The organism is Methyloglobulus sp. (assembly GCF_040079455.1).
Classification (GTDB): Bacteria; Pseudomonadota; Gammaproteobacteria; order Methylococcales; family Methylomonadaceae; genus Methyloglobulus.
Genome location: NZ_JBEBKJ010000056.1, coordinates 1 through 24,015, shown reverse-complemented (window position 1 = coordinate 24,015; position 24,015 = coordinate 1). Strand labels below are relative to the sequence as shown.

The following is a 24,015-nucleotide window of genomic DNA, read 5'->3' as shown; positions in this document are numbered from 1 at the left end:
AATGATAATAAATCAATAGTATCAATTACATATATAAGATACCTGGGCTTCTCCAAAGGAGACTGTGGCTCATATCAACCACTTTGGTAAGATCGGCCATATACAGCCATTCATGGTTTCTGATAGCTGACGTTCAAGAACAGTATTACAGACATTCAATAAATTCAAGTTTGAAGCGTAGAAAGAGAACTTTGAATTTCTGGGCTAATGAATATCTTTTTGGATATATTTTCAAGGTAATTTTTCACAGAATTCAGGTTTAAATTACTTTAAACTTCCCACAAGAATGATTTCTAAACGAACAGCTAAAGAAAAATTAAAAGACGAAATAAGTAACCTACTGTACCTTGGTGAATTATCGTTGACCAAGAATTATTTTAATGCTACAAAAACGTAAATACTCGAAAATATTCAACAACAGTCCAGTTTGATCGGCTGATAATTCCATTCAAAAATTCTACTAATTAGGGGGTAGAATGGATAAGGGAAGCCAACAACAGAGGGAAAGAAGTAATGCTCAAGTGGCAAGCTGTCAAAAAAGCGATTTAGCATCGTCGAGTAGCATTTCATTGCCCAAAGGCGGCGGAGTTATTCATGGCATTGGTGAAAAATTTACCGCTAATGCGGTCATCGGTTTGGGTTCGATGTCAGTTCCCACAGCCACCGGTCCAGGCCGTTCTGGCTTTGCCTCCCAGCTTTCACTATCTTACGATTCAGGTGCTGGCAACGGTGCATTTGGTTTAGGCTGGAATCAATCGATCCCCTCTATTACCCGCAAAACCGATAAAGGCATGCCCAGTTACAATGATGCTGAAAAATCTGACGTATTCATCCTTTCAGGGGACTTAATTCCAGTTTTAGATGCAAACCTAAAACCAAAGTTTGGTGAAGCCAGCGATCCCGATTTCACCATTTACCAATATCGCCCACGCATAGAAGGCTTATTTACCCGTATCGAAAGATGGCTGAACAAAACTTCAGGAGAAAGCCACTGCCGCACAATCTCAAAAGACAATATCACGACTTTTTACGAAAAAAACCGAAAAAGCTCGTATTTTTGATCCGGCCGATAACACCAATATCTTTACCTGACATATATGTGAATCCTTTGACAACAAAGGCAATGCGATTCTCTATGAATATAAGCAGGAAGATAAAATGCTTGGCACATCCCAAAAAACAGAAAATTACGACAACTGTTTGCTTGGAGGCGTGAAAAAAACGGCTTAATAATAAGTTACCAACTTTTGCAGTTGTTTTCTTCCTAGGCATGCGAATGCAAAAAATTATGTACTGAAGCAATTTTCTCAGTGTTGTTATACTAATTGACTCAGTTTGCAACTGAATCTAAGGGTTTATGGGGAAGAAATTATGAGAACCGACTCATGTGAGAATAAAACTCAATCTCCTTCCAATCAAACAAGCAGCTTTGCTGAACTTGCGGCTGTGGTGGGACCGCGAATGATAGAAGTAGCTAATGCCAAATGAAACTGCCCTCACCCCATTAAATTCCGAATGGACGGTGGCTATTTGGGAGCATCAAAGTCCTCGACTGAAAAATATTCGACGCGTTTTATCGGCATGTGGTGCTAGAACCTTTTTGATAGATGGACTGACTGCTTTTGATAACCTGGAATTTTCCCATACTTGTTGGCTTGCCATTGTCGCATTAGAAACGTGCCCAACTGAAGATACCCTCGCTTTAAACGTTATTCGCCGCCTCAAAAGTCTTGGATTTTCCGTTATCGCTCATGAACAAGGAATTGATACTTGGCCACTAGGCGTGCGTTCCCGCGTTTTTTTGGCTGGCTCTGCACGTCTGCTTGACAGTGGCAAAAATGATTTTGCCAAAGATTTGCAAAACTTACTCATGCGTATGTTGAGGTTAAATGTGAGCGAGCAGAAGGAAGTAAAGAAAATCAAGGGTCTCATGAATTCCTTCGGCATTGTAGGAGAAAGCGAGGCCATGTTGACTATCTTCCGGCAAGTCCTCAAGATCAGCCCGCTGAGCGATTTATCTGTTTTAATCACGGGGGGGTCGGGAACAGGAAAGGAACTCATAGCTCGTGCCATTCACCGGTTAGACCCGAAACGCAGAGATGGTCCATTCGTTGCGGTCAACTGTGGGGCTATATGTTCGGGCGTTGCTGAGAGCGAATTGTTCGGCCACAAGCGGGGGGCGTTCACCGGTGCCGATCGGGATCGGAGAGGGCTCATTTGTTCTGCTGATGGAGGGGTGCTTTTTCTCGACGAGATCGGTGAGTTAAGTGGCGACCTGCAAGCGAAGCTGTTGCGGGTGCTTCAAGAAAATCGCGTCCTGATCGTAGGTGATGACCAGGAGGTTTCTGTTGACTTTCGAATTATTGCCGCCACCAACCGCGACCTGGAAATGGAAATGGAACAAAGGGAGTTCCGGGTTGATTTATTCCATCGGCTCAATGTGCTCTCTATTTACTTGTGTCCCCTACGGGAAAGGGTTGCAGATATAAAGCCGTTAGTCGAGCACTTTCTGACAAAATACCGCACCCTTTCACCATCAGTCACACTTTCGGTAGAACAGGGCTTTTTAGACGCGGTGGCGAACTTAAAATTTCCAGGAAACGCAAGAGAATTAGAAAACCTTGTGCGCCGCGCATTAGTGAACAAACAGGATGACACACCACTTGGATTGTGTGATTTGCCTGTCGAGATTTGGCAACAGTTGTGTGAGCAACATGAATGCCAAACGAAGTCAGCACTTTGTTGTGATATCCAGAACGTACTCGACGCGAGTCAACCATCGCCCCTGGCACTTAACGCCCTTTTCCAATGGTTGGATTCGAACGGATGGGATCTCACCCATGCCCTAGAATACTGTGAGCGCCTGATACTCGAATCTGCACTGCATCATGCCCATGGTAACCAAACAGATACCGCTAATCTTCTCGGAATTACCCCCCGTACTATCTTCAACAAGCTTAGGAAACATCATCTAGGCCACTGATATCAAGTTTAACTAAAACCAGAAAAGTTTTTCCGGAAAACATTTTCCACACCCGGAAAATTTTTTCCGGTTTTGCGCCATGAAATGCGTGTCAGCAAAATCTCAAGCCCAGTGAAGTCTAATTATATCAATGTGTTATTTAAAAGTGACAATATTTCACCGAAACGGCGCGCTTTATGCTTTATCTATAAAATATTCATTTATAAAATTAAGTTTGTCATGTGGATAGTAATAGTTTTGCTTATTTGAGAAACCGACGCGTGAAGTTCAGGGTATCCGATATTTACTTCCCAGATCCGCAAGAAGTAGTGAAGGATCTCTATGAGAATAAAGTCCTGGATGGAAAGGTAGTCGATCTCTCGGACAGTGGGAAGCAAGAAGATGCTTTCGTTGTGGTGCAAGTGGAAGGCGTGAAGAAATTTCTTATTGTTCCGATAGATAAAGTTGAAGAAATGTAGAGGTTGTCTAAAAAATAAACGACGGTTCTGACAGTAGTCTTACTATGAATGGTTTGGAGTAATACTCAATTATTGTTCGGTAGCAGGAGTGATCGGATTCGTCTTATAACAACATCATTAGATAGGCTGGATAAAAATAATGGCTGGATTTGCGGGCATTGCTGGGGCAGGCAAAAGCATTGAAAGGTTACTGAATACGGCTTTTGCTGAGGAGCAACCAATCCCTGGGCAACTACGGACTCGGGCGGTGCTGGTACGCACAACTGATTTTGAGCCGGGTAACGTCAGTACAAATATCGGTTCGCCCGCGCTTTCGATTTTTCTTTACAGGGTAGATTTCAACAAGACGATGCGAGCGGCATGGTCTGCGATCGGAAGCCAAGACGGGCTTGGGCATCTCGCACTTGATCTCCACTTACTTATAACCGCATGGGCCGATAATGCTGAATTCGAGTACCGCATACTAGGGCGGGCCATGCAGGCTATAGAAACGATGCCGATATTGAACGGCCCGCTGCTCGCCCCAAACACTGAGTGGGCTCCTAACGAATCTGTACAATTGGTTCTTGAAGATATCTCGACCGAGGCTGTAATGCGAACCTTTGATTCTCTCCCAACCGACTATCGTTTAAGTGTGCCATATATAGCACGTATCATACGAATCGATAGCCGGGTGGCCTCACCAGATGGGTTTGTTACAACTTTGATAACAGGAATCGTACCGGAGCCAACGCTATGAATGAGTTTCTTCCCAGCCGATTTTCCGAGAACGTCAAGCGTTTAGCCCTTGGCCTTGAGCCTGTCGATGCCGAACTCCGGCTTCGTGCCCCGCATCGGGTCGAAGTTATTTTCGATTCTGCGCCGCTGCACCTGCCACGTCCGCCCATAGATCACCATCTCACCGGCTTGCATGTACTGCTTTACCACCCTAAATTAGTCAGTCCAGTGGATTTACGTTTCTTCGACGAAGCACGGCGATATGTACCCCGGCGACTGCGTATTCCGATTCTGACCCGCACGATAGCCGAATCCCGTCCCCAAACACATCGCATACGCCGCCCATTGATGTTTCCAGGCGCTGCCTACGATGTAACCTCCAACTCTACTGGATTGCGCGGGCTTGTATTGCGAGGAGGCCAGCCCATGCGATGGGCTCGAATTGAAGCACGATTACCTGGAGCCGGTCGTTTGGTGGGTCGCGCTCATGGGGATGATAGAGGAGAATTTTTGCTCCTCATTGGCTCGGAGGCCAGTCCAGTTGGGGATCTCAATCCACCGCTTCAAATAGAAATCACGGTACTAGGACCTGCAGTCCCGCCGGTTTCATCTAACGCCGAGCGATTCAAAATCGACCCCCTTTGGGATCTCCCAATTGAACAAACTGCACTTCCGGGTAATCCAGACCCCGTTTCCGAAGGTAAAAGCCATCCAACAGATTACACCGCCAGTACCATGCAGGTCGTCAACATTATCTTTGGCAAGATTATTAGCGGACAAATTTTTACCATCTTATGAATCTCATTTAACGAAATAGGAGGCTCTTATGCCCGAATATTTAGCACCAGGCGTATATATTGAGGAAGTCAGTTTTCGATCCAAGACGATTGAAGGCGTTCCCACCAGTACTACAGGGTTTGCGGGGATGACGCGTTATGGGCCTGTTCAATATCCGAGTGGACCGACCACCTCTACACCTAGGTTAATAACTAGCTTTACTGAGTTCGAGCGTGTCTATGGAGGTCTCGAGCCACTTAGAACGCCGACGAGAATTGATGAACGTACTTGTTTTGTGGCGCATGCGGCACGCGCTTTTTTCGAGAATGGTGGTAAACGACTATATATTTCGCGCGTGATTTCTAAAATCACAGCTCCTGGACAAGCGCAACATTCTGTTTCTGTAAGTGATATCTCCGCTACGTGGAAAGCACGTTGGCCAGGAGAATACGGCAATGTGTTTGTTGAAACCAGAATCGTCCGTAGCGGAAATGTCGCAATAAAAGATAGCGTGTTTGGCATTCAAGTACGGAGTGGCAAGCCTGGCGCTGTAGTTGAAGTATTAGCTGCAGGGATTGAGATCCCTAAAGCAAATAGCCCACTCGACATAACAAAGCTGCGCGTGATAAAAGTTGATCCTGTTACCAATAAGCAAACTTTTATCGACAGTACTGGTGCTGAACCTGCGCTGGCAGAAACAGATTCGGTTCTTATCTGTGAGTTGCAGGTCGTGGTTACGGCAACGTCCGATCGGATTGATGTCTATGATGGGCTCGCGGGAGATCCGACGCAAAAACGCTATATCGGCAAGATTTTACAAGCCGAAGATCCTGAAGATGAAAATGCTGTTGTATACCTTGACTACGATCCAAGTGGTTCAGCGGATGCTGTTCCTGCATTTATGGCTGCTAAACTGATGGCCTCATTGCGTAGCACCGATAACCCAGGAAAATCCTCGAGACTGACTGGAGGAACAGACGGCGAGTTAGCCAGACCAGACGAGCTTAAAGGTAAGGAATCTGACCCAGATCACGCAGAAATAAAAGCTACTGGATTAGAAGCATTAGGCGAGATTGATGATATTGCGATTGTTGCTTTACCGGATGCAGGTTCTTACGATGAAGATCAACGCATAGAAGCAACTGATAGCTTATTGAGCCACGCAGAGAAGTTAAAATACCGTATCGCAATTGTAGATGGCCCTGAGAATGCATCCCTGAATGAGATTCGCAAGTTTCGTGGCAAATTTGATAGTAAATACGGTGCAATTTATCATCCTTGGATCGAGGTTTTAGACCCGCTGGAACGACCCGCACAAGGAGCTCCACCGCGACGCATGAAGCTGCCACCTTGCGGCTTTGTGGCGGGTATCTATGCACGCAGTGATATTGAACGAGGTGTACATAAGGCACCCGCCAATGAAGTAATGCGGGGTTTGACCAAGTTCGAAATCAATATCAATAAGGCACGTCAAGACGTGATCAATCCAGAAGGCATCAACGCCCTGCGTTTTTTCGAGGGAAGAGGTAACCGTGTTTGGGGGGCACGAACTATGAGCTCCGACCCAGAATGGAAATATGTCAACGTACGACGGTTATTCATTTACATCGAACACTCTATTGACAAGAGTACACAATTTGCGGTCTTCGAGCCCAACAATCAGAGATTATGGGCAAATATTAGGCAAGCTGTAGAGGACTTCTTATTGGTATTGTGGCGTGATGGTGCATTGCTTGGTGATAAGCCTGAACAGGCTTACTTCGTACGTTGCGATCGTACCACGATGACACAGAACGATATTGACAGTGGCAGGCTGATCTGCTTGATCGGTGTAGCACCGACCAAGCCGGCGGAGTTCGTAATCTTCCGCATTGGCCAGTTTACGGCAGACACCAAGATTTAACAGGAGAAAATCATGCCAATATTTCGTAATAACCCTTACGGGGCTTTCAATTACCTTGTATCACTTGGAGGGGCGCAGGGTGACGGTGGCGAGGGAACCGTCATTGGTGGTTTTTCGGATGTCAGCGGGTTGGGTATGGAAGTGAACTATTCCGAATACCGCAACGGTAACGAGAAATTTAATACGGGACGCAAAGTCCCTAATACCCACAAACTCGATGACTTAACACTTAAGCGTGGGTTGGTCGGCTCGGACGACCTTTTTGCTTGGCTAAAAGGGGTTCGCGACGGTACAGCTGACCCACGACAGGTTACCATCACATTGTTTGATGAAGCTCGACAGCCAGTTGCTACCTGGGCATTGCGCAATGCCCAGCCAAAGAAATGGAGTGGCCCCACGCTTGCCGCTAAAGGTGGCGGGGAAGTGGCGATGGAGGAATTGCATTTCGTTCATGAAGGCATCGAATATAAATAAGCCATGGTATCTATAGCGCGCGTTCCTCCTTTGGGAGCACCAGGAGTTTATCCTTATCCATTTAACCCGATCCGTGCAATCGGTGGTGTGCGTATGGATGTTTGCGCCTTCGTTGGTGTTGCACCGCGCGGACCGGCAAATATACCTATTGACGGTTCTCCCGATTTAACCCCTCGACGTACCCTTGCGGTTGCAGTCGAAAGTTTTGATGAATATCGACAACTTTACGGTGGATTTGAAGGGCCTGGCCTGATGCCCTACTCTGTTGCTTCGTTTTTTGAGCAGGGTGGTCGTCGCGCTTATATCGCCCGTATCGTGCATGACTATAGATTTGATTCAAATGCTAACTCGGCAATAAACAATTCAGGAGTGGCTTTTGGCATCGTTCCGGGTGTAACTTCGACAGCCGGAGAGGTACTGCAATTGCAAGCACGCAATGTAGGCGGCTGGGGCAATTTTCTGCATGCGGGTTTGAGTTTTACTAAGCGCCAATTGCTCTACGATCCGATCTTTGCATCTCTTACTGGATTGGAATTGTCCTATGGAATCGATTTAGCGCCAGGAGCTTTGCTGAGGCTTAATTATGATAGCGGGTTTCACGAATTTCGCTTCGTCGCGGATACAATCCAACTTAGACCGTCCCAAAAAACCGGCTCAGTTTTGACCGTCATTTTTGATCACGCAGCCACTTCGGTACCAATAACGATAGACATAGTGGAAGTAGTGATGAATATTGATGATAGTGTCGGACGTTTTGAGCGTTACGAACGCTTAGGGCTTTCTCCGTCACACCCGCGTTGGATAGCTGCAATTCTGGCCAAAGAATCCACCTTGGTCTACCCAGATAACGCTTGGAGAAATTCAGCGTTTAGGCCTGATGATGAAACACTTGCCGATCCTCCTGCATCAAAGCTATTTAGCGGAGGTAATGATCGCTATCCCGATATTACGCCGGATGACTTTTTTGACCGTAAATGGACGTTAGGTGATGAAGAGCCTGGTAATGGCATTCACGCTTTATCGCAGCTAACTGACCTGTCGTTGTTGGTAGTACCGGATTTGTATTCGCCGTTTCCGCTCACGGAACCACGTAAGCTTTACCCACCTATTTCTCTAGTAGGCCCTACTTTTACTCGTTGCTTTGATTTGCCAACACAGAGGGAGGAGACTGAACCGCCTCTTGCAGATCTGGTTAATCTGCGGCTCAATCCGGCTCTCCCAGAGGATTTGGAACGCATCACAGCGTTGCAGGCACGGGTTGTGGATTTCGCGGAACAACTACGTTCTTTTGTGGTTTTATTGGATGTGCCTCCTGGCTTAACGCAACGTCGTATAATTAACTGGCGTACACGTTTTCAATCTTCGTACGCTGCGGGCTATCATCCCTGGTTATTTGTTGTTCGGCAGGACGATAAGCGTAACACGCGCATACCCTTACCGCCTTCAGCCCCTGCAGCAGGCATCATTGCGCAGGTTGAGAACTCCTTTGGCGTTCCTCATGGCCCGGCAAATGTAATTACTGCTCAAGTGCTCGACGTGCGTGAAGCAATATCGCCAAAACAACATGATGAATTACATCCGTTAGGCATCAATGTCTTCTTGTTAGAGCGTGATGGCGTTCGGCTTACTGCTGCCCGTACACTCAGTAGTGACCCAGATTATCGGCAACTGAGTGTTAGGAGGTTGCTAGTGTTACTCCGGCGGACCTTGGAGCAACAAATGCAATGGGCTGTATTTGAGCCTAATAACTCCGCTTTGCGCTCCGAGTTACGGCAATTGCTCAGGGCGTATCTACGCCAACTCTTTACTGCAGGCGCCTTTCGTGGTGCCACAGAAGACGAATCGTTTTTTGTCCACTGCGATGAAGAAAATAACCCGCCGCGAATTGCGGATCTGGGTCAGGTGTTAGTTGAAATTGGGGTGGCACCATCTGAACCGCTAGAATTTATTATAATGCGTCTTTCTCGCGATGGTGATGGAACCCTGACGGTAACCGAGGCTAGGGGGTAACGGATGCCTAACCAGATGCTTCGTTCCTTTCGGTTTCAGATCAAGCTTCGCAAGAGCCCTGCAGTTGAGTCCGGCTCCCAGGCTCCGAACAATTCCCCAAGTGGAACCTCACTTGGGGATGGTGGTTTTCAGGAGTGCAGTGGTCTCGAAGTTGAAATGGATATTCAGGACTATCAGGAAGGTGGCCGCAACGACGGCGTCATACGACGCGCTGGGCGTGCCAAGTACAGCCCCTTAATACTTAAGCGTGGCATGTTCTTTGGTGCTGGATCAGAGGTGAATCGAGAATTATGGGAATGGATCCAAAGTGTCGTAGCCGGAATCCGTCCTATTTCTCGATACGATGGAATCATCCAAGTTATGGATGTAGGTGAAAACATAGTGGCTACATGGGTATTCGATCGGGGTTTGCCGGCCAAGATACGAGGGCCTGAGCTGAACGCCAAGACGGGTGAGATTGCGATCGAAGAATTGCATATTGCCCATGAAGGGTTACGATTAGTGAGAATTTAGTATGTCAAAACTAGAGAAAGCCTATATTGTAGAGATCAACGACGCCACAAAGCCGGATGAAATTTCTCCGCATTTCGAGGTGCAGTTCAACCCAACTTCTCTCAAACTTCAGATATCTACTACGAAGGTCGACCCCACCAAGGGTTCACAAGTAAGGCAATCTCTCGGGTCTGGAACTACTATACTTACCCTTGAACTAGTATTTGACACGTCTGATGAAGGAACTACTGATAACCCTCGATCAGTACGTGAAAAGACAAAACAAGTTGAACGGTTTACACTCCCAAAAAACCCAAACGAAGTTGATGGAAAGCCACCTAGGCTCCGTTTCCAGTGGGGGAGTTTTTTTATTGATGGTGTAGTGGATGGGGTAAATGTTGATTTGGATCATTTCGCAACAAATGGGACACCGCTACGCGCCAAGGTAAACTTATCTATTAAAGGGCAAGATGCAAACCTTCAATTTGCAAAAGGAAATCAACAAAGCAATGCGCCGAGCCCGCTGGGAGCTGCAGCAGGATCATTTGGGATCTCTGGGGGGGTCGGCATATCAGGTGGTATTGGTATTTCCGGTGGATTAGGTATTTCGGCCGGTGTTAATGCACAGGTAGGTGTAGCTCTTGGTGGCGAGAGTCTACCGGAGTTTTCGGCACGTGCCGGTCTCGATCCGGCTGCCTGGCGCGGACTTTCTACTGACATCTCAGGGGGATTGAACGGCGACTTATCACTTCAAGCAGGTGCAGAGGTTGGTTTCAATGCTGGATTAAATGCCAGCGCGGGTATTGGTGTAACCCTTGGTGTGGAAGCTGGTGTGAGTGCCTCATTGGAAGCGTCATTCGGACTTGAAGCGAATGCAGGTATCAGCGCTGTGGCAGGTATCGGTGTCGGTGCAGAGCTTGCGGCAGGTTTTTCACTCTCTGCGGGTGGAGGATTGAATGCAGCACTCGAAACGGTTCGGATTGTGAACAGCCAGACCGCTGTGCAGAAGACGCGGCAGGCATTCGCTACCTCTCAGGTAGCCACAGTCACAACCACAACGACCGCCCCGCCATCTCCTAGAGCATTGACCAAACCTGCATTGCCGGATCAGTCACGTCCTCGTCTTACTATTTCTGGCTTGCCGTCTCTTTCACGACAGCAGGTTACGGCATCGGCGCCTTTGCCTCCACGTTCCGATACTCGATCTACTTCCTTCGGTTTTGGTGTGCCGCTGCGCCCAATAATTAGTGAAGCCACTATGAGGCGAGCAGATTCGTTATCAGGTAGCGTTTCATTACGTCAACAGATAGGTGACGGATTGCCTCCTGCCTCGAATAATCCCACGGTTTCACCTTGGATCGCGCTGCCTAATCGTGACCACGTAAGCATCGACAATAAACGGATGCAGAAAAAATTCCCCTGTGGTTGTTTGGGGCGCTGTCACCATGTAGGGGGTCGGTAATGGCGGTCAATGTCGATCAACTTACCACTGAGGTGATTCCTGAACCGGAACCGTTGTCCGGCAGTGGTTCACGGGAGGCAAAGGCCTGGGAAATAATCGAGAAGACGCGCGAGGCTTATTCATGTTGGATGCGTGACCGTTGCCGCACGGCTGCGGAGGAATTCGATGACTGAAGCCTTATCCGTACGTGTACTACCGGTAATCCAGGTAGACGGCATTGTTAAAGGTGAGCTGGCCCGTGACCTCTTACGCCTGGAAGTGGAAGAAACGACTTCTGGTTTAAAAACCCTTTCAGCTCGATTGGTAGGCCATGGCCCTCGCCAGGGTGTTGAACAAGAGGTACAACTCTATCTAGACGGGGCTATTCTCGATTTCGGCAAAAAATTAAAGGTGGCGATGGGGCCAGTCGATAATCAGCGCACAGTCTTTGAAGGTTATATCAGTGCTCTGGAGTCCCGTTTTCACGAAGGCGAACAACCAGAAGTGACGGTGTTTGCGGAGGATCGCCTGATGCGTTTACGGATGACACGCCACATGAAGAGTTTTGAGAATATGAGTGACGCGGACATAGTGCAGGCGATTGCAACCGAGCACGGCATACTGGCTGAAACTGATGCCGACGGGCCTACGTATGATGTCGTACAGCAATGGAATGTCAGTGATCTCGCATTCCTGCGAGAACGTGCGAGGCTTATCCAGGCTGAAATCTGGTTCCAGGATGACAAGATTTACTTCATGACCAGAACCAAGCGCACTGCTACGGAACTGACACTGGTTCGAGGTAATGAGCTGATTGAAATTGAAGTTCGTGCCGATTTGGCTCATCAGCGCACCAAGGTAAAATTTAGCGGTTACGATGCCCAAGAGCGTGACCGAATTGAAGAAGAGGCAGGCTCTAATACTATTGATGCTGAAATTTCTGGAGGCCGCACGGGGCCGTCTATTCTTGAGCAGGCTTTTGGTGAGCGCGTATCATTCCGTGTACGGGAAATACCCCTAGTGGATGGCGAGGCACGCGCCTGGGCACGCGCCGAGATGCTGCGTCGGGCTCGCTCCTTTGTTACTGCAGTGGGTATCACCCGTGGTACCCCAGATATGATCGTCGGCAGCAAGCTCACCCTCCAACGCATTGGCCATCCATTCGATGGCGGGGGTTATTACGTTATACGTGTGTTGCATACCTATGATTTGATATACGGATATCGAACACGGTTTGTGGCTGAACGTCCAACCGTGCAGGGGGGATCATGATTAGTTCCTTTCGCCCAGATGGAAGTGGTCCGTTGTATTTTGGTTTGTACCCCGCCATTGTCACCGACATCGTTGACCCTGATAACTTGGGTCGAATTCAGGTGAAATTCCCATCATTAGGTGAGGATGGGGATACTGTTCGTAGCTGGGCCACACTGATCACGCCTTTCGCAGACGATAATCAGGGTTTCGAATTTTTGCCTTCTGTTGATACCCAGGTCGTAGTCGCATTCGAGGCCGGTAATCCAAGACGGCCTTATATTGTCGGTTCCTGTTGGAACGGCAAGGAAAGTCTTCCAGAAGCCCCTATTGCTTCTAACAACAAGCGGCTTATCAAAACACGTTCCGGTAGTTTATTGGAGTTCGATGATACTGAGGGTGCAGTCAAAATCACGGTTTCAACGATCAACGGTCATCAATTGGTGCTAGACGATGGCACCCAGGAAATCAGTCTTACACATTCTAATGGTTGTGAGATTGTAATGACAATTGCAGGTCAGATACGCATTAACGCCAACTTGACCGTGGAGATTACTGCCAGTGCAGTCAATGTGCATGCACCGATGGTGAGTTGCGATGGCACAGTACGCTGTACCACATTGATTACACAATCTGTGGTGTCTCCGTTATACACACCAGGAGCTGGAAACGTATGGTAAGTACAACGCAAAAGCAAGATTGTGGTCACCCTTGGACTATAACGGCACCTTGGTTCCATTGGGATAAAGCAGGTGTGCCCAGTTCAGGCCGTGGTACAGCACCCAGTATTCAGAAATTCGCTAGCGATAATTTTATCAACGAATTTCTCAAAGATGCGCAGCGGAGGGTGGCCTTTGACGGTGATGATCAAATTTATACGGTCAGCTTGATTGCTGCTAATCCTGGTCAGTTTGTTAATAAATTGGCTGGACTGTTTCCATTAAAGGCTGACAAGACGCCTTGGAAACGTGGAGATTCATTTGCCAATTTAATGAAAGCCCAGTTGGTTGGTACTGGAGTACGTAAACTATTCCTTCCTAGCCACGGAAGACATTACCTGATTGTGTGTGAACTGCATTGTGATATAGCTGGATTTCCGGCCGTGCCCGACAAAGAAGTTTGCCAAGCAGGTTTTGTTGTACGACGTAGACGGCTTGATTATCCTGTGGAGTCTCGTCCAGAAGCACTTGCACTGCTGCGTGAATTGATGGCAGCCCAAGCTAAACTGGGTGATTTTGATCAAACTACGCCGCTACGCCCTAATGCCGCCAAGAAGCGTGCTTCTCGAATTGCCGAGATGAAATCTAAAGGAACATTCGTTGCTGAACGGGATAAATCGGTACGGCTTGTGACCGAAAAAAGAAATGCACTTGCTGTTTGGCAGCAGGAGAACGGCGTACGGGCTTTTAAGGAGGGCTGGGTTTCAAGTGAACACGATGGTATTGGCTCATGGCAGGAAGTTGAGGATACGCCGGAAATATTGCTTGAAGCTTGGTTTCCACTGCATCGGCTGCACGCAGACATATCCAACCCCGCCCATGATGCGCATGGACGCGCCATGTATTATGCTGTGATTCCCACTTCAGCATTCCAGGTTACGGCCAAAGGCGAAGCCCGTTTTGATGATAGATCTACATACGAGATTTCCTGTTTCTTCCGCCGCCACGATTGCCATTGCCCCCGCAAAGGGCTCAATGTAGAGTCGCCGGATTGTGATGGCAGTTTAATATGGAGCCACACCACAGAACAATACCGTCTTGCCCCACATTTCGATCTGGTTGGCACTGCAAATCGGCCGGTAACCATTCAAATGCCCGATTTGTCAGAACTGGCTGCTCAAGTGGCAGCCAGGCCATTAGGTAAATATTCGCCAGTGCGTTTTATACAACCACAATCACTACAACCGGAGACTAAGGATAAATCTTTGACTGGTGGCAATATGGGGGGTGAATCGATTTGTTTTTTTGCGATCCCTCTGATTACTATCATAGCTTTATTCGTCCTAAATCTGTTCCTGCCACTGGTGGTGTTTATTTTTAATCTGTGGTTCCTGTTGGCCCTGAAATTTTGTATTCCACCCAGCATTCAACTTGATGGCGCCTTACAGGCCGAATTAGACCTTATTCCACCAAAACTTAATGTAGATGCCGCATTTGAAGTAGATGTCGACGCGTCATCATTTGAGAGTTTTATTAATCATTGGAATGCCGGCACGCTTCACGGCAAGTTGGCGGGTGACCTATCCGAAAAAATCGCCAATTTGATTAGTCAAGATAAGGATAAAATACGGAGTAGCCTTGATGAATATTCTAATGCGCCTTTGGTTACCTTAGGGCAAGCATATGATACAGCATCTAAAAAAACTGCAGGGAAGGATGCGGGTGGTGGCCTCGATTTAATTGGTGGACTGCACTACATACCCCATCGCTTGAGTCAGTGGAAACATGAGAAATTCCTGCCAACAACGGGGGAGTATTTATGACTCGCCCAACCTTTGTCAACGATAGGCTAGGCAGTGGCTGGAACTTCCCCATTACACCTGACCCACTCAGCAGGAAATTAAGATACACAACCGGTGTAGAGAAGGTGCGTCAATCGATCCTGATCATCCTAGAAACTGAGCCCGGCGAGCGCATTATGCGCCCCACATTCGGTTGTGGGTTACATCGCTACTTGATGAAACCAAATACACCGGCCACTCGTACGTTAATAAAAAACGACGTTGAATTCGCATTGTCTTCATTCGAACCGCGTATTCGTACAACGGAGGTGAGCGTGGAACCCGGTGACGATCCATCACTGGCGCTAATTCAGATCACTTATGTACACTTGGTTGATGGTAGTAAAGACAACCTCGTATATCCATTTTATTTGGAATGACGACCTATGCCTATCCCTAATCCTATCCTTGATGATCGTTCTTACCAGCAATTGCGGGATGAGTTGGTGCGCCGCATTCCTGTGTATACACCAGAGTGGACTGACCACAATGCCAGCGATCCCGGTATCACCTTAATAGAGCTTTTTTCTTTCCTGGGTGAGAATCTTCTGTTTCGCTTCAACCAGATACCTGAAGCAACCAAACTCGCCTTTCTGCGGCTGCTCCAAGTGCCTTTGCGCCCTGCGGTGGCCGCGCGTGCGCTAATAACCATGTCTGCAGATGTGCCACAAGGTTTATTAGTGCCACAAGGAGCGGCAGCTAAGGCTGGTAATCTCCAATTCGAAACGGTAACCGAGGTAAAAGCTTATCCTGTTAAGCTCACAGCAGTAGGACGTATTAGTAGTCCTACACCAGATAAGGTTCAAGATCCCGAGGGATACGATTTTGCGGTGCGGGCCCTGGATGCCATTGGGCCGTTGCCTGTTGATCAAAAGCCTGTCTATTATCACAATGAGATTGTGCCTCCCGATGGTGGTGGGTTACCCGTTGACTTTAGTGCAACGGTAGACGGGATGTTATGGATGGCAGTACTTAGTACCAAGGACAAGGATGTAGAAATTCAGAAAAATAAAAAGGACTTGGGTAAGGCCGTACTCAATATTGGATTTATACCTGATCTTATTGTTCCTAGCATTGATGAAGTCATAGTCTGTCCTGGGGCGAGGGTTGCCCCTAATGATCCTGCCGTAGAATGGCAGGCATCCACCGGAAAAATTGATAAAAATACAGGGCAACCTACATATCTCAAATTAACCGTAGTGGGTGATACCACGCGTGGTCTTAATCAGGAAGGGATAGTACGGTTGCGTTTGCCTAATGCCTTAGTGGAACAGGATGGTGTTACACCTATTCTGGGTAATTTTAATTCTCCAGATATTGATATTGATAAGCGTGGCACCGGTCAGTTTCCCCCATTATTGGACGATGAGACTGAGAATAAAATACTGTTTTGGATTAGAGCCTTTCGGCTAAATAAAAGTCGAATCGGGAAAATGCAATTTATTGGGATAAACGCCACGGAAGTGGTGCAAACCACCCGTGCCGTAGCTGAATTTTTAGGGGTCGGGAACGCGCAGGCTAATCAACGTTTTAAACTCGTCCATCGCCCTGTATTGGAAGAAAGCTTGGTTATTGAGGTGGAGGAAGGTAATCGGTTTGTGCCTTGGAAAACAGTGGATGGATTTTTTGCGAGTACACCGGATGACCGCCATTTCATCGTCGATTTAGAAGCTGGTGAAGTACGTTTTGGTAACGGTATCCAGGGCTATTGTCCACAAATCGGGCAGCGCATTCGTGCCTTGGAATATCGTTATGGTGGAGGCTCGGCGGGGAATGTGCCATCTAAGGCGATTAATAAGATTTCTGATTTCGCAGTCAAGGATGTACAGAACCCGCTACGTGCATATGGTGGAGGAGATTCGGAAACCATTGATGCGGCGCTTGTCCGTATACCGGGGGAGTTACGTCGCCATGATCGCACTGTAACATCGGGTGACTTTCAGGAACTGGCACTGGCGACTCCAGGTGCTAATATTGGTCGTGCTGAGTGCTTGCCACGTTTCTATCCACCTACACGTACTACCGAGCGGGCAGGTGTTGTGAGTGTCGTCGTGTGGCCGAAAGACGATCCGAGTCATCCTAATGCACCGTTACCAGATCGTAACCTGCTTCGTGATGTATGTGCGTACCTCGATCAACGTCGGTTGGTGACCACGGAGTTGTATGTCATTCCACCGACCTACCATAAGGTGGCCGTATCCGTGGGCGTGCATGTCAAGCCTGGCTTCGGTGTGGAAGCCGTCCGGCAGTGGGTGGAGCTGGTTTTGCGCCAATATCTTGCGCCGTTGCCGCCTTATGGGCCTACTGGGCAAGGTTGGCCACTTGGACGTAGGGTACATGGGCCGGAACTTGAGGCGGCGGCATTGCAAGTCGAAGGTGTGGAGTTTCTGGAAGGGCTTGAGGTTATCGGGTTCAATGAACAGACCCAAGTTTGGACCCAAGGCACAGTGTTACTTGCGATTTATGAAGTTCCAGAACTTACCGAGATCACTGTTGTGGAAGGGACACCGCTACCAGCTGGCCAGACTATTGTGCCTCCTCCTGGCAAAACGCCAGTGCCTATTCCGACCATACGCCAGGAGTGCTGACCGTGTCTGTGCCTCGCCCATTCGCCCTAATGCAGACTGAAGACCAATGGTTGCGTGCCTTCCACGAAGATACAGCCATTGAGGCTGGCGTGGTACAGTTGGCAATTGTAAAGGATACAGTGCCAAATGTGGAATGTCCCCAGCAACAAAATGCTGCTGGTCTTGCCTTCGATCAGCAATGCCGTCTTTATCACAGCTTTCCCGAACAGGGTCGGGTGGAACGACAACTTTGGGACACGTCCGAACCTGCCGAACCATTCGATTTGTTTACTGCGACATCGCCTCAGCTTTCCGGCGATTTCCATTCGGTCGCTGTTCCAGATTCTGCCCTTCAGGAGCCGCGTGGACTTGCTGTTGACTTTGATAACCGGCTATATATCGCCGAATCTGCCGCAAAGCGAATTTTGATATTCGATCTCTGGAATCGTCGGCTACTGCACAGTATATTTGTATCAGGTCACCCTTTAGATTTGGAGGTCAAGGGGAATACCGTTATTGCCGTATTAGCTGCACCTGCTGCACTTGTGGAACTGGAGACGTATAAGAAGCCAAGGCCGCTGCAATTGCCAGCAGATGTAAAAAATCCTTCACGCGTGGCTGTGTCACCGGAAGGTGAAATCTTTGTGCTTGATAACGCGTGTACCAAAACAGCCCACGTAGTCTGCTACACGCGCCCAAAAATTTTCGAAGTATATGATTTGGCAGATGATTTTGCTTTTGCTTCCGACATCGAGTTTCTACCTGGGCCGATCTTAGTCATAGCTCGTCGTCCTAATCAGGATTTTTTGCAATTCCGAATTGGTACGACCACTATCGAAGAAATGCCGCCGCTGAAGGCGCGTGACTATGACGGGCAGGGTATAGTGCGTACGCCGGACGACCGCATCGGTTTTTTCACCAGTCATGGTTTTCGCCATGCCGTTGCAGCGCGTGTGCGTTATAAGCTAAGTGGTCGTGTGATTACTTATCAGCTTGATAGTGGTGAATTCCGGACAGTTTGGGGACGTTTGTTTTTAGATGCATGCATTCCTCAGGACACAAATATTCGTGTGGCTTGCGTGGCTACAGATGATCCTCCTGAAGATGAAGAAACCCTGCCGCGTCGATTGCCGGACAACGTGACAGAAGCGACGATTTTTCGTCCTGATTTATCGCCGCCCATGCTGCCTTTGTCTCTGGTGCCCGCTAACATCAATTGGTTACTACATCGACGTGAAGCAGGCCGTGAACTGCCTTTTACCCCCTATGCTCAAAACGATTTATTTCAGACCTATGAAGCCCCCATTCTTACAAGTCCTGGGCGCTACTTGTGGGTGGCACTGGAATTGACCGGCAATACCCGTTTCACTCCGAAGCTGAGGTCTTTGCGTGCGGAGTATCCAGCACATAATTATTTGCGGCGGTTACCCAAAATATTTTCGCGTGAGGAACAACTTTTATCACTTCTGGGTTTGCAAGACTCAGGGCAAGAGGAACTGCAACAGCTGCCCTCTAAAGTATTTTCACAGAATGAGCAACCGCCATCATTTTTGCATCGCTATCTTGCTATTTTTGATGGATTCATGAATGAACTGGATGGGCCAGCGACGACGCGCCATGTACTCCTTGATCCAGCTGCCACACACGCAGAGGTGCTCGATTGGCTGGCTGGCTTTGTGGGGCTGGTGCTGGACGAGCGTTGGCCTGTGCCAGTACAACGCGCTATTCTTGCACAAGCGGCTTGGTTGTTCCGTTTTCGTGGTACGGTTCCTGGCATCACACGTTTCTTGGAGATTTACACAGGTTCGCAAGTATTTCTGATTGAGAAATTCCGCCTACGAGGTCTAGGTAATTTGGGTGAGCCTGGAGGGCCGGAGTCGCGTGCCATCTTGGGTGCTGGCTTTCGAGTAGGGGGTGCAATCGCACAGCAAGATTTCAATCCTTTAAGCGGATCGGTAGAGGATGCTTTTGACACACATGCCCATCGGTTCAGTGCCATCATTCCCGCAGTGCTTTCGGCAGAGCAACTCGATGTTGTGCGTCATATTCTCGATGTGCATCGGCCAGCTCACACGCTGGTTGATATTTGCACCGTGGATGCCGGCATCCGTGTAGGTCAAAGACTGCATGTGGGATTGACATCAATTATTGGTCGTTCCGGTGGTTTTTCGACGCTGCAAGCCGGTTCGTCGCTTTTGGGACGTGGATCAATTATTGGTCGGCCCGGTGCTGGCACCCGTTTGGAAGGCAGCCGATTGGGCAAGGATAGCAGGGTGGGATAGCCATGGAAATGTTGCGAATTCGCCTACTAAATGCCCGATACCATCTGTCACTGGCGCAGGTAGGCCAACGTGAACGTCTTGATCGTATCCTACGCACGATGCTTGATGAAACCCTGGAGCATACTTTGGAACGGGCCGGCGTCTCACCACATGAGGAGGTTTGTATTCGCAGTTTGCAGATTCCCGTACGGCTGCGTTTTTCATTAGCCGACTCCTCGCTGGAGTTAGCTTGGAGTTTGGCGCTCAGCGATATCATCTTGCGGGCGCGTAACGGCGAATATATACCTAATGTAGTGCATTATAACTCTATTGTTCATGCTCTATTTGATATGGCAATCGGTGTGGCCACTGATCGGTTTGAACGTGCTTGGGCTTGGCGTCTGGCACGCGTATGGTATGCTTCAAATTCGCCATCAGCAAGTGGCGCTGTCGCCGAACTGGTGTCCGTGTTGCTTAAGCAGCCAACACTCATCGTGCCGTTATTTGAGGCACTGGCCGCGACTAATGTGCCTACTGCTGTATTTTCAACACTGTTGCGCAGGATTCCTTCTAGGCAATGGATAGTTTTAGCACATGCTGCATTGCAGGCCGCTGGTGTTTCTAGCGTAATTATTGATGAGGCCGCTATTCCTGGAGTCGTGGAAGTAATCTCTCAGGCACAACGCATGTTGATGGCATCAGCATTGGCGCATATTCTGAAGGCCGCACCACAAGCTTTAATGGACACTCAGGAAGTACGCCTTGCTTTCGCTGCCCTAATCGCCCTTGAACAAGATCCAGCCGTACTACATTCATTTGTTCGCGCCCGGGCGCTAGTTAGTGCATTGAGCGATGCTATGCATCCGGCGACATTCCATCAGCCTGTCATACCGTTCCCCTCTTTGCGTGATGACAAAGCATACGACCAACATACTCCTTTGAATGACGATCTGCCGATGACCGTGACCCATCGTGCCTTGACTCGCTTCGGTGGTTTGCTGTTCTTGATGAAATTGATCGAGCAACTGGGGCTACCTGAGGAGATCTTGGCCTGCTGTGTTCAGCGTCCGTTCCGTTGGGTGCTGCATCAGTTGGCGTTAGCGTTGGTTCCAGCTGAAGCTGACGACCCTGTGGTCTTGGCATTCGCTGGATTGCTGCCTAACGCTATTCCACCAAGCCGAAATGAAGCTTTGCCTACAGATAAAGAATCCGAGATTATTGGCTCATTTATGGAACGCATCCAAGTTGCCCTTAAAGATCTGATGGAAGAGAAGCAGCCACTCACTTTTGTATGTTATCGCGCTGCGGAAATTGTTGCCGATCCAGGATGGGTCGAGGTGCGCTTGTCGCAGAATGATGTCTCTACCACAATCCGTCGGGTGGGTTTGGACGTAGATCCTGGTTATGTGTCTTGGCTGGGTGTTGTCGTGAGGTTTGTTTATGAGTGAGCATCTTCTGGCAGCACAACGCTTGGCGGTAGAAACAGGCATTCTGGCAGGACGTTTGGAGGCTCTGCTTGACCGCGTATTGCCGGAAGCAAATCAAGCTACCGATGGACGCGGTTTCTTGCACTCTACCTTTACATCCATTGCGAAAGATTGGCCACTTGAAAATTTGGATAATAATCCCTTAAGTCGTCGCCCAAAAGACTCGCTCCATCCGATCGATCGCTTAGTTGATGCCCTGGCTTTGTCACGCATCGAAACCGAATTGTGTTTGTTGGCAGGTATGCCAGAAGAGCATGAAGGTTTCGCTGCTGTCTTTCGTGCCTTACATCCACGCGGTGAACCTCGCCCGACTATTGGCCTTGCAGCGCAATTATTTTGTGAAACGGCACAGGATCGGTTTGTCTTTCGCGAACTGCTGGAAACAAGCCTGGTTGTGGCTAGCGGTGTTTTGCTCGTAACGGGTGATACACCCTATTTTGAGCGTTCTCTGGAGCTGGCTACAGGTTTATGGCCGGTGTTGGCCGGTATTGATTTCTGGCCAAGTAGCGTACCGCGTGTTGTTGCACCTATCACTTTGGCTGGTTTGGAGGAGTGGTTGGCTTCTCCCTCCGTTATGCGGGCGGTTACTGCTATGGTGCGCCGTGAAGCATTCACCGTACTGGTTATGGGTGACACGGAAGACGCTGCTTTTCAACGCGCCTTGGCGCTAGCGTCCCATGCTGGGTATGAACCCACAGGTTTTGCCATACCCCAGCATTTGGACAACGTATTGGAGCAACTGATCGGGGTGCATACTTTAACGCGCGGCAGTATACCCGTAATGCGGATTACGGTTTCCGAAGGGTCAGGTGTTACCGAAGCACCACAATTCCTAAATTATCCTGGCCCGATTGTACTGTGTGCCCGCATCGGTAGCCTACAAATCAACAGTACAAGACCGTTAATCACGGTAACCTTAGATCGTCTGAGTTCCGCTGCCCGCCGTCGATTATGGTGTGCCGTATTGCCAACACTGTCCGACGAAAGCACTTTTCTTGCCGCTCGCTATAACCTGGAGCCTTCTGTGGCGGCTTCGGTCGCTCTTGATTTAGAAGCCTTAAATAAGATGGAATCGCGACCCGCAGCAATGGAGGATGTGTCTGCAATCATTCGGGCGCGTGCAGGGCTCTCACTTACCAGTGGCGTTAAACTTATCACTCCAACGGCAACTTGGGACGATTTGGTACTGCCTGAAGATCGTCTTGCGCTGTTACGTGAAGCTTGCAGCCGTCTCCTTTTGCAGAACAAAGTGCTGGATGAATGGGGTTTTCTTAAAGGGCGAACGGGGGCACGTGGGGTGCGTATGCTTTTTGCTGGCCAACCAGGAACGGGCAAGACCCTTGCCGCTGAGGTGTTAGCGCATGCACTTTCGGTGGATTTGCTGTGCGTGGACATTTCACGGGTAGTTTCCAAATGGATTGGCGAGACTGAAAAGAATCTCGCGGCTATTTTCGAGACGGCTGAACGCGCTCAGGCTGTGCTTTTCTTTGATGAAGCTGATGCGCTGTTTGGCAAGCGTACTGAAGTGTCGGATGCACATGATCGTTACGCTAATCTTGAGACGGCTTATCTGCTTTCACGCTTGGAGCGTTTTGAGGGTCTAACGATTCTGGCCTCTAATTTGCGGCAAAATATCGATCAGGCCTTCATCCGGCGTCTGGAATTTGCTATTGACTTCGATGTGCCGGACAGTGGAGAGCGCTTGGCACTATGGAAAGTGCATGTGCCGACTAGCGCCCCTTTGGCGATAGATGTCAATCTACAAGAACTCGCGGCGATTTATCCTGTCGTGGGTGCCTTTATCCGCAATGCAGCTACAGCGGCCGGATTTTTGGCCGCCGGTAATGGCGGGATCATTAATCAAGACCATTTTATCCATGCCATATGGCGCGAATACGTTAAGTCCGGACGGGCATTTCCGGGTTCCGTCAGCGATAAAAGAAACTATCAGTCAGAGAGGAATTACACATGAACATTACCACACTGCTTGCTTACTGGATCGACCAAAAAAACCAGGCTGACAAGGAACTCTCAGATGCGCGGGTTAAGCTGACCTTGTCGCAGACTGAACTGGCTACCCAGCGTGCCAATTTGACTAAAGCAAACCAAGAATTAGCGGCGCTAGTGACGCAAAATAAAAAGAACCATGCTGATATGGCTGAAGCAAACCCGGCGGATGTACATGCGCTTGAGTTAGAATTAGCCAAAACTATTACTGACACTCGCACCAAACAGGCTGAGATTATTGAGATTGAAGCTGCTGTTGATACTGCGCAAAATGCCCTTGTTCTGGCAAACGCCACGGTAAATACCGCCACTTCGCGGGCTTCAACGGTAGCATCTTCTCTCGATGCAGACGACCAGGACAAAGATCGTGTAAAAATAGGAGATAAACAGGCTGTTCGAACAACTAGCATAGTTAAAATATCAAATGTAGCCGGTCACCCATTCCTTGTCAATGACGTGATTACGGTCATGGATATGGCGGATTTTAGTTTCAACGGCACATTCACGATTAATCTAGTTACCGATACCTCCATCAGTTATCTTCAAATAAAAACATTAACTATAGGAAGAGGAAAGGCCGCTCGAACCGCTAATTCTGTCACCATTTCTGGATTGTCGGGCCACACGTTCAAAAACAACGACACGATAGTGGTGACGGGGATGGCAGATGCCATCTTTAACGGTACA

The 24,015-nt window shown here is 48.7% G+C and carries 19 protein-coding genes; all 19 read left to right on the top strand.

The features are described from left to right. The first annotated feature begins 476 nt into the window (after positions 1-476). Positions 477-1,061, top strand: coding sequence for a SpvB/TcaC N-terminal domain-containing protein (locus ABL924_RS12390; protein WP_349027405.1), 585 nt, complete (start codon positions 477-479; stop codon positions 1,059-1,061). Positions 1,062-1,477: 416 nt separating this feature from the next. Then, the gene (locus ABL924_RS12385; protein WP_349027404.1) at positions 1,478-2,983 is read left to right on the top strand and encodes a sigma-54 dependent transcriptional regulator; all 1,506 of its coding nucleotides are present in this window, start codon (positions 1,478-1,480) and stop codon (positions 2,981-2,983) included. 221 nt (positions 2,984-3,204) lie between these two features. Beyond that, entirely contained in the window at positions 3,205-3,441 is a 237-nt protein-coding gene (locus ABL924_RS12380; RefSeq protein ID WP_349027403.1) for a hypothetical protein, read from the top strand. A 139-nt stretch (positions 3,442-3,580) separates the two neighbouring features. Beyond that, positions 3,581-4,180, top strand: coding sequence for a DUF4255 domain-containing protein (locus tag ABL924_RS12375; protein ID WP_349027402.1), 600 nt, complete (start codon positions 3,581-3,583; stop codon positions 4,178-4,180). Next, positions 4,177-4,956: a hypothetical protein gene (locus ABL924_RS12370; protein WP_349027401.1), complete on the top strand. Its 780-nt coding sequence runs from the start codon at positions 4,177-4,179 to the stop codon at positions 4,954-4,956. Before ABL924_RS12375 ends, ABL924_RS12370 begins: the two co-directional genes overlap by 4 nt. Before the next feature lie 28 nt (positions 4,957-4,984). Then, on the top strand, positions 4,985-6,838 hold the full coding sequence (locus ABL924_RS12365) for a phage tail sheath subtilisin-like domain-containing protein (RefSeq protein WP_349027400.1): 1,854 nt from the start codon (positions 4,985-4,987) through the stop codon (positions 6,836-6,838). 12 nt (positions 6,839-6,850) lie between these two features. Continuing rightward, a complete protein-coding gene (locus ABL924_RS12360) occupies positions 6,851-7,312 on the top strand; it encodes a phage tail protein (protein ID WP_349027399.1) in 462 nt (153 codons plus the stop codon). A gap of 3 nt (positions 7,313-7,315) precedes the next feature. Continuing rightward, on the top strand, positions 7,316-9,322 hold the full coding sequence (locus ABL924_RS12355) for a phage tail sheath C-terminal domain-containing protein (protein ID WP_349027398.1): 2,007 nt from the start codon (positions 7,316-7,318) through the stop codon (positions 9,320-9,322). Between the two features lie 3 nt (positions 9,323-9,325). Continuing rightward, positions 9,326-9,835 carry a phage tail protein gene (locus ABL924_RS12350; RefSeq protein WP_349027397.1) on the top strand — a complete coding sequence of 170 codons (510 nt, stop codon included), beginning with the start codon at positions 9,326-9,328 and terminating at the stop codon, positions 9,833-9,835. 1 nt (position 9,836) lies between these two features. Next, positions 9,837-11,276: a hypothetical protein gene (locus ABL924_RS12345; protein WP_349027396.1), complete on the top strand. Its 1,440-nt coding sequence runs from the start codon at positions 9,837-9,839 to the stop codon at positions 11,274-11,276. Positions 11,277-11,441: 165 nt separating this feature from the next. Then, complete coding sequence (locus tag ABL924_RS12340) at positions 11,442-12,527, top strand: contractile injection system protein, VgrG/Pvc8 family (RefSeq protein ID WP_349027395.1); 1,086 nt, start codon at positions 11,442-11,444, stop codon at positions 12,525-12,527. After that, on the top strand, positions 12,524-13,186 hold the full coding sequence (locus ABL924_RS12335; RefSeq protein ID WP_349027394.1) for a phage baseplate assembly protein V: 663 nt from the start codon (positions 12,524-12,526) through the stop codon (positions 13,184-13,186). The genes ABL924_RS12340 and ABL924_RS12335 overlap by 4 nt, the downstream gene beginning before the upstream one ends. Beyond that, the gene (locus ABL924_RS12330; protein WP_349027393.1) at positions 13,180-14,988 is read left to right on the top strand and encodes a hypothetical protein; all 1,809 of its coding nucleotides are present in this window, start codon (positions 13,180-13,182) and stop codon (positions 14,986-14,988) included. Before ABL924_RS12335 ends, ABL924_RS12330 begins: the two co-directional genes overlap by 7 nt. Beyond that, complete coding sequence (locus ABL924_RS12325) at positions 14,985-15,386, top strand: GPW/gp25 family protein (protein WP_349027392.1); 402 nt, start codon at positions 14,985-14,987, stop codon at positions 15,384-15,386. Before ABL924_RS12330 ends, ABL924_RS12325 begins: the two co-directional genes overlap by 4 nt. A gap of 6 nt (positions 15,387-15,392) precedes the next feature. Beyond that, on the top strand, positions 15,393-17,594 hold the full coding sequence (locus tag ABL924_RS12320; RefSeq protein ID WP_349027391.1) for a putative baseplate assembly protein: 2,202 nt from the start codon (positions 15,393-15,395) through the stop codon (positions 17,592-17,594). Positions 17,595-17,596: 2 nt separating this feature from the next. Continuing rightward, positions 17,597-19,855 carry a phage tail protein gene (locus tag ABL924_RS12315; RefSeq protein WP_349027390.1) on the top strand — a complete coding sequence of 753 codons (2,259 nt, stop codon included), beginning with the start codon at positions 17,597-17,599 and terminating at the stop codon, positions 19,853-19,855. Positions 19,856-19,857: 2 nt separating this feature from the next. Further along, the gene (locus tag ABL924_RS12310) at positions 19,858-21,282 is read left to right on the top strand and encodes a hypothetical protein (protein WP_349027389.1); all 1,425 of its coding nucleotides are present in this window, start codon (positions 19,858-19,860) and stop codon (positions 21,280-21,282) included. Further along, positions 21,275-23,293: an ATP-binding protein gene (locus ABL924_RS12305; RefSeq protein WP_349027388.1), complete on the top strand. Its 2,019-nt coding sequence runs from the start codon at positions 21,275-21,277 to the stop codon at positions 23,291-23,293. The genes ABL924_RS12310 and ABL924_RS12305 overlap by 8 nt, the downstream gene beginning before the upstream one ends. Further along, on the top strand, positions 23,290-24,015 hold a 726-nt coding region (locus ABL924_RS12300), incomplete at its 3' end, for a hypothetical protein (RefSeq protein WP_349027387.1). The genes ABL924_RS12305 and ABL924_RS12300, both read left to right, overlap by 4 nt.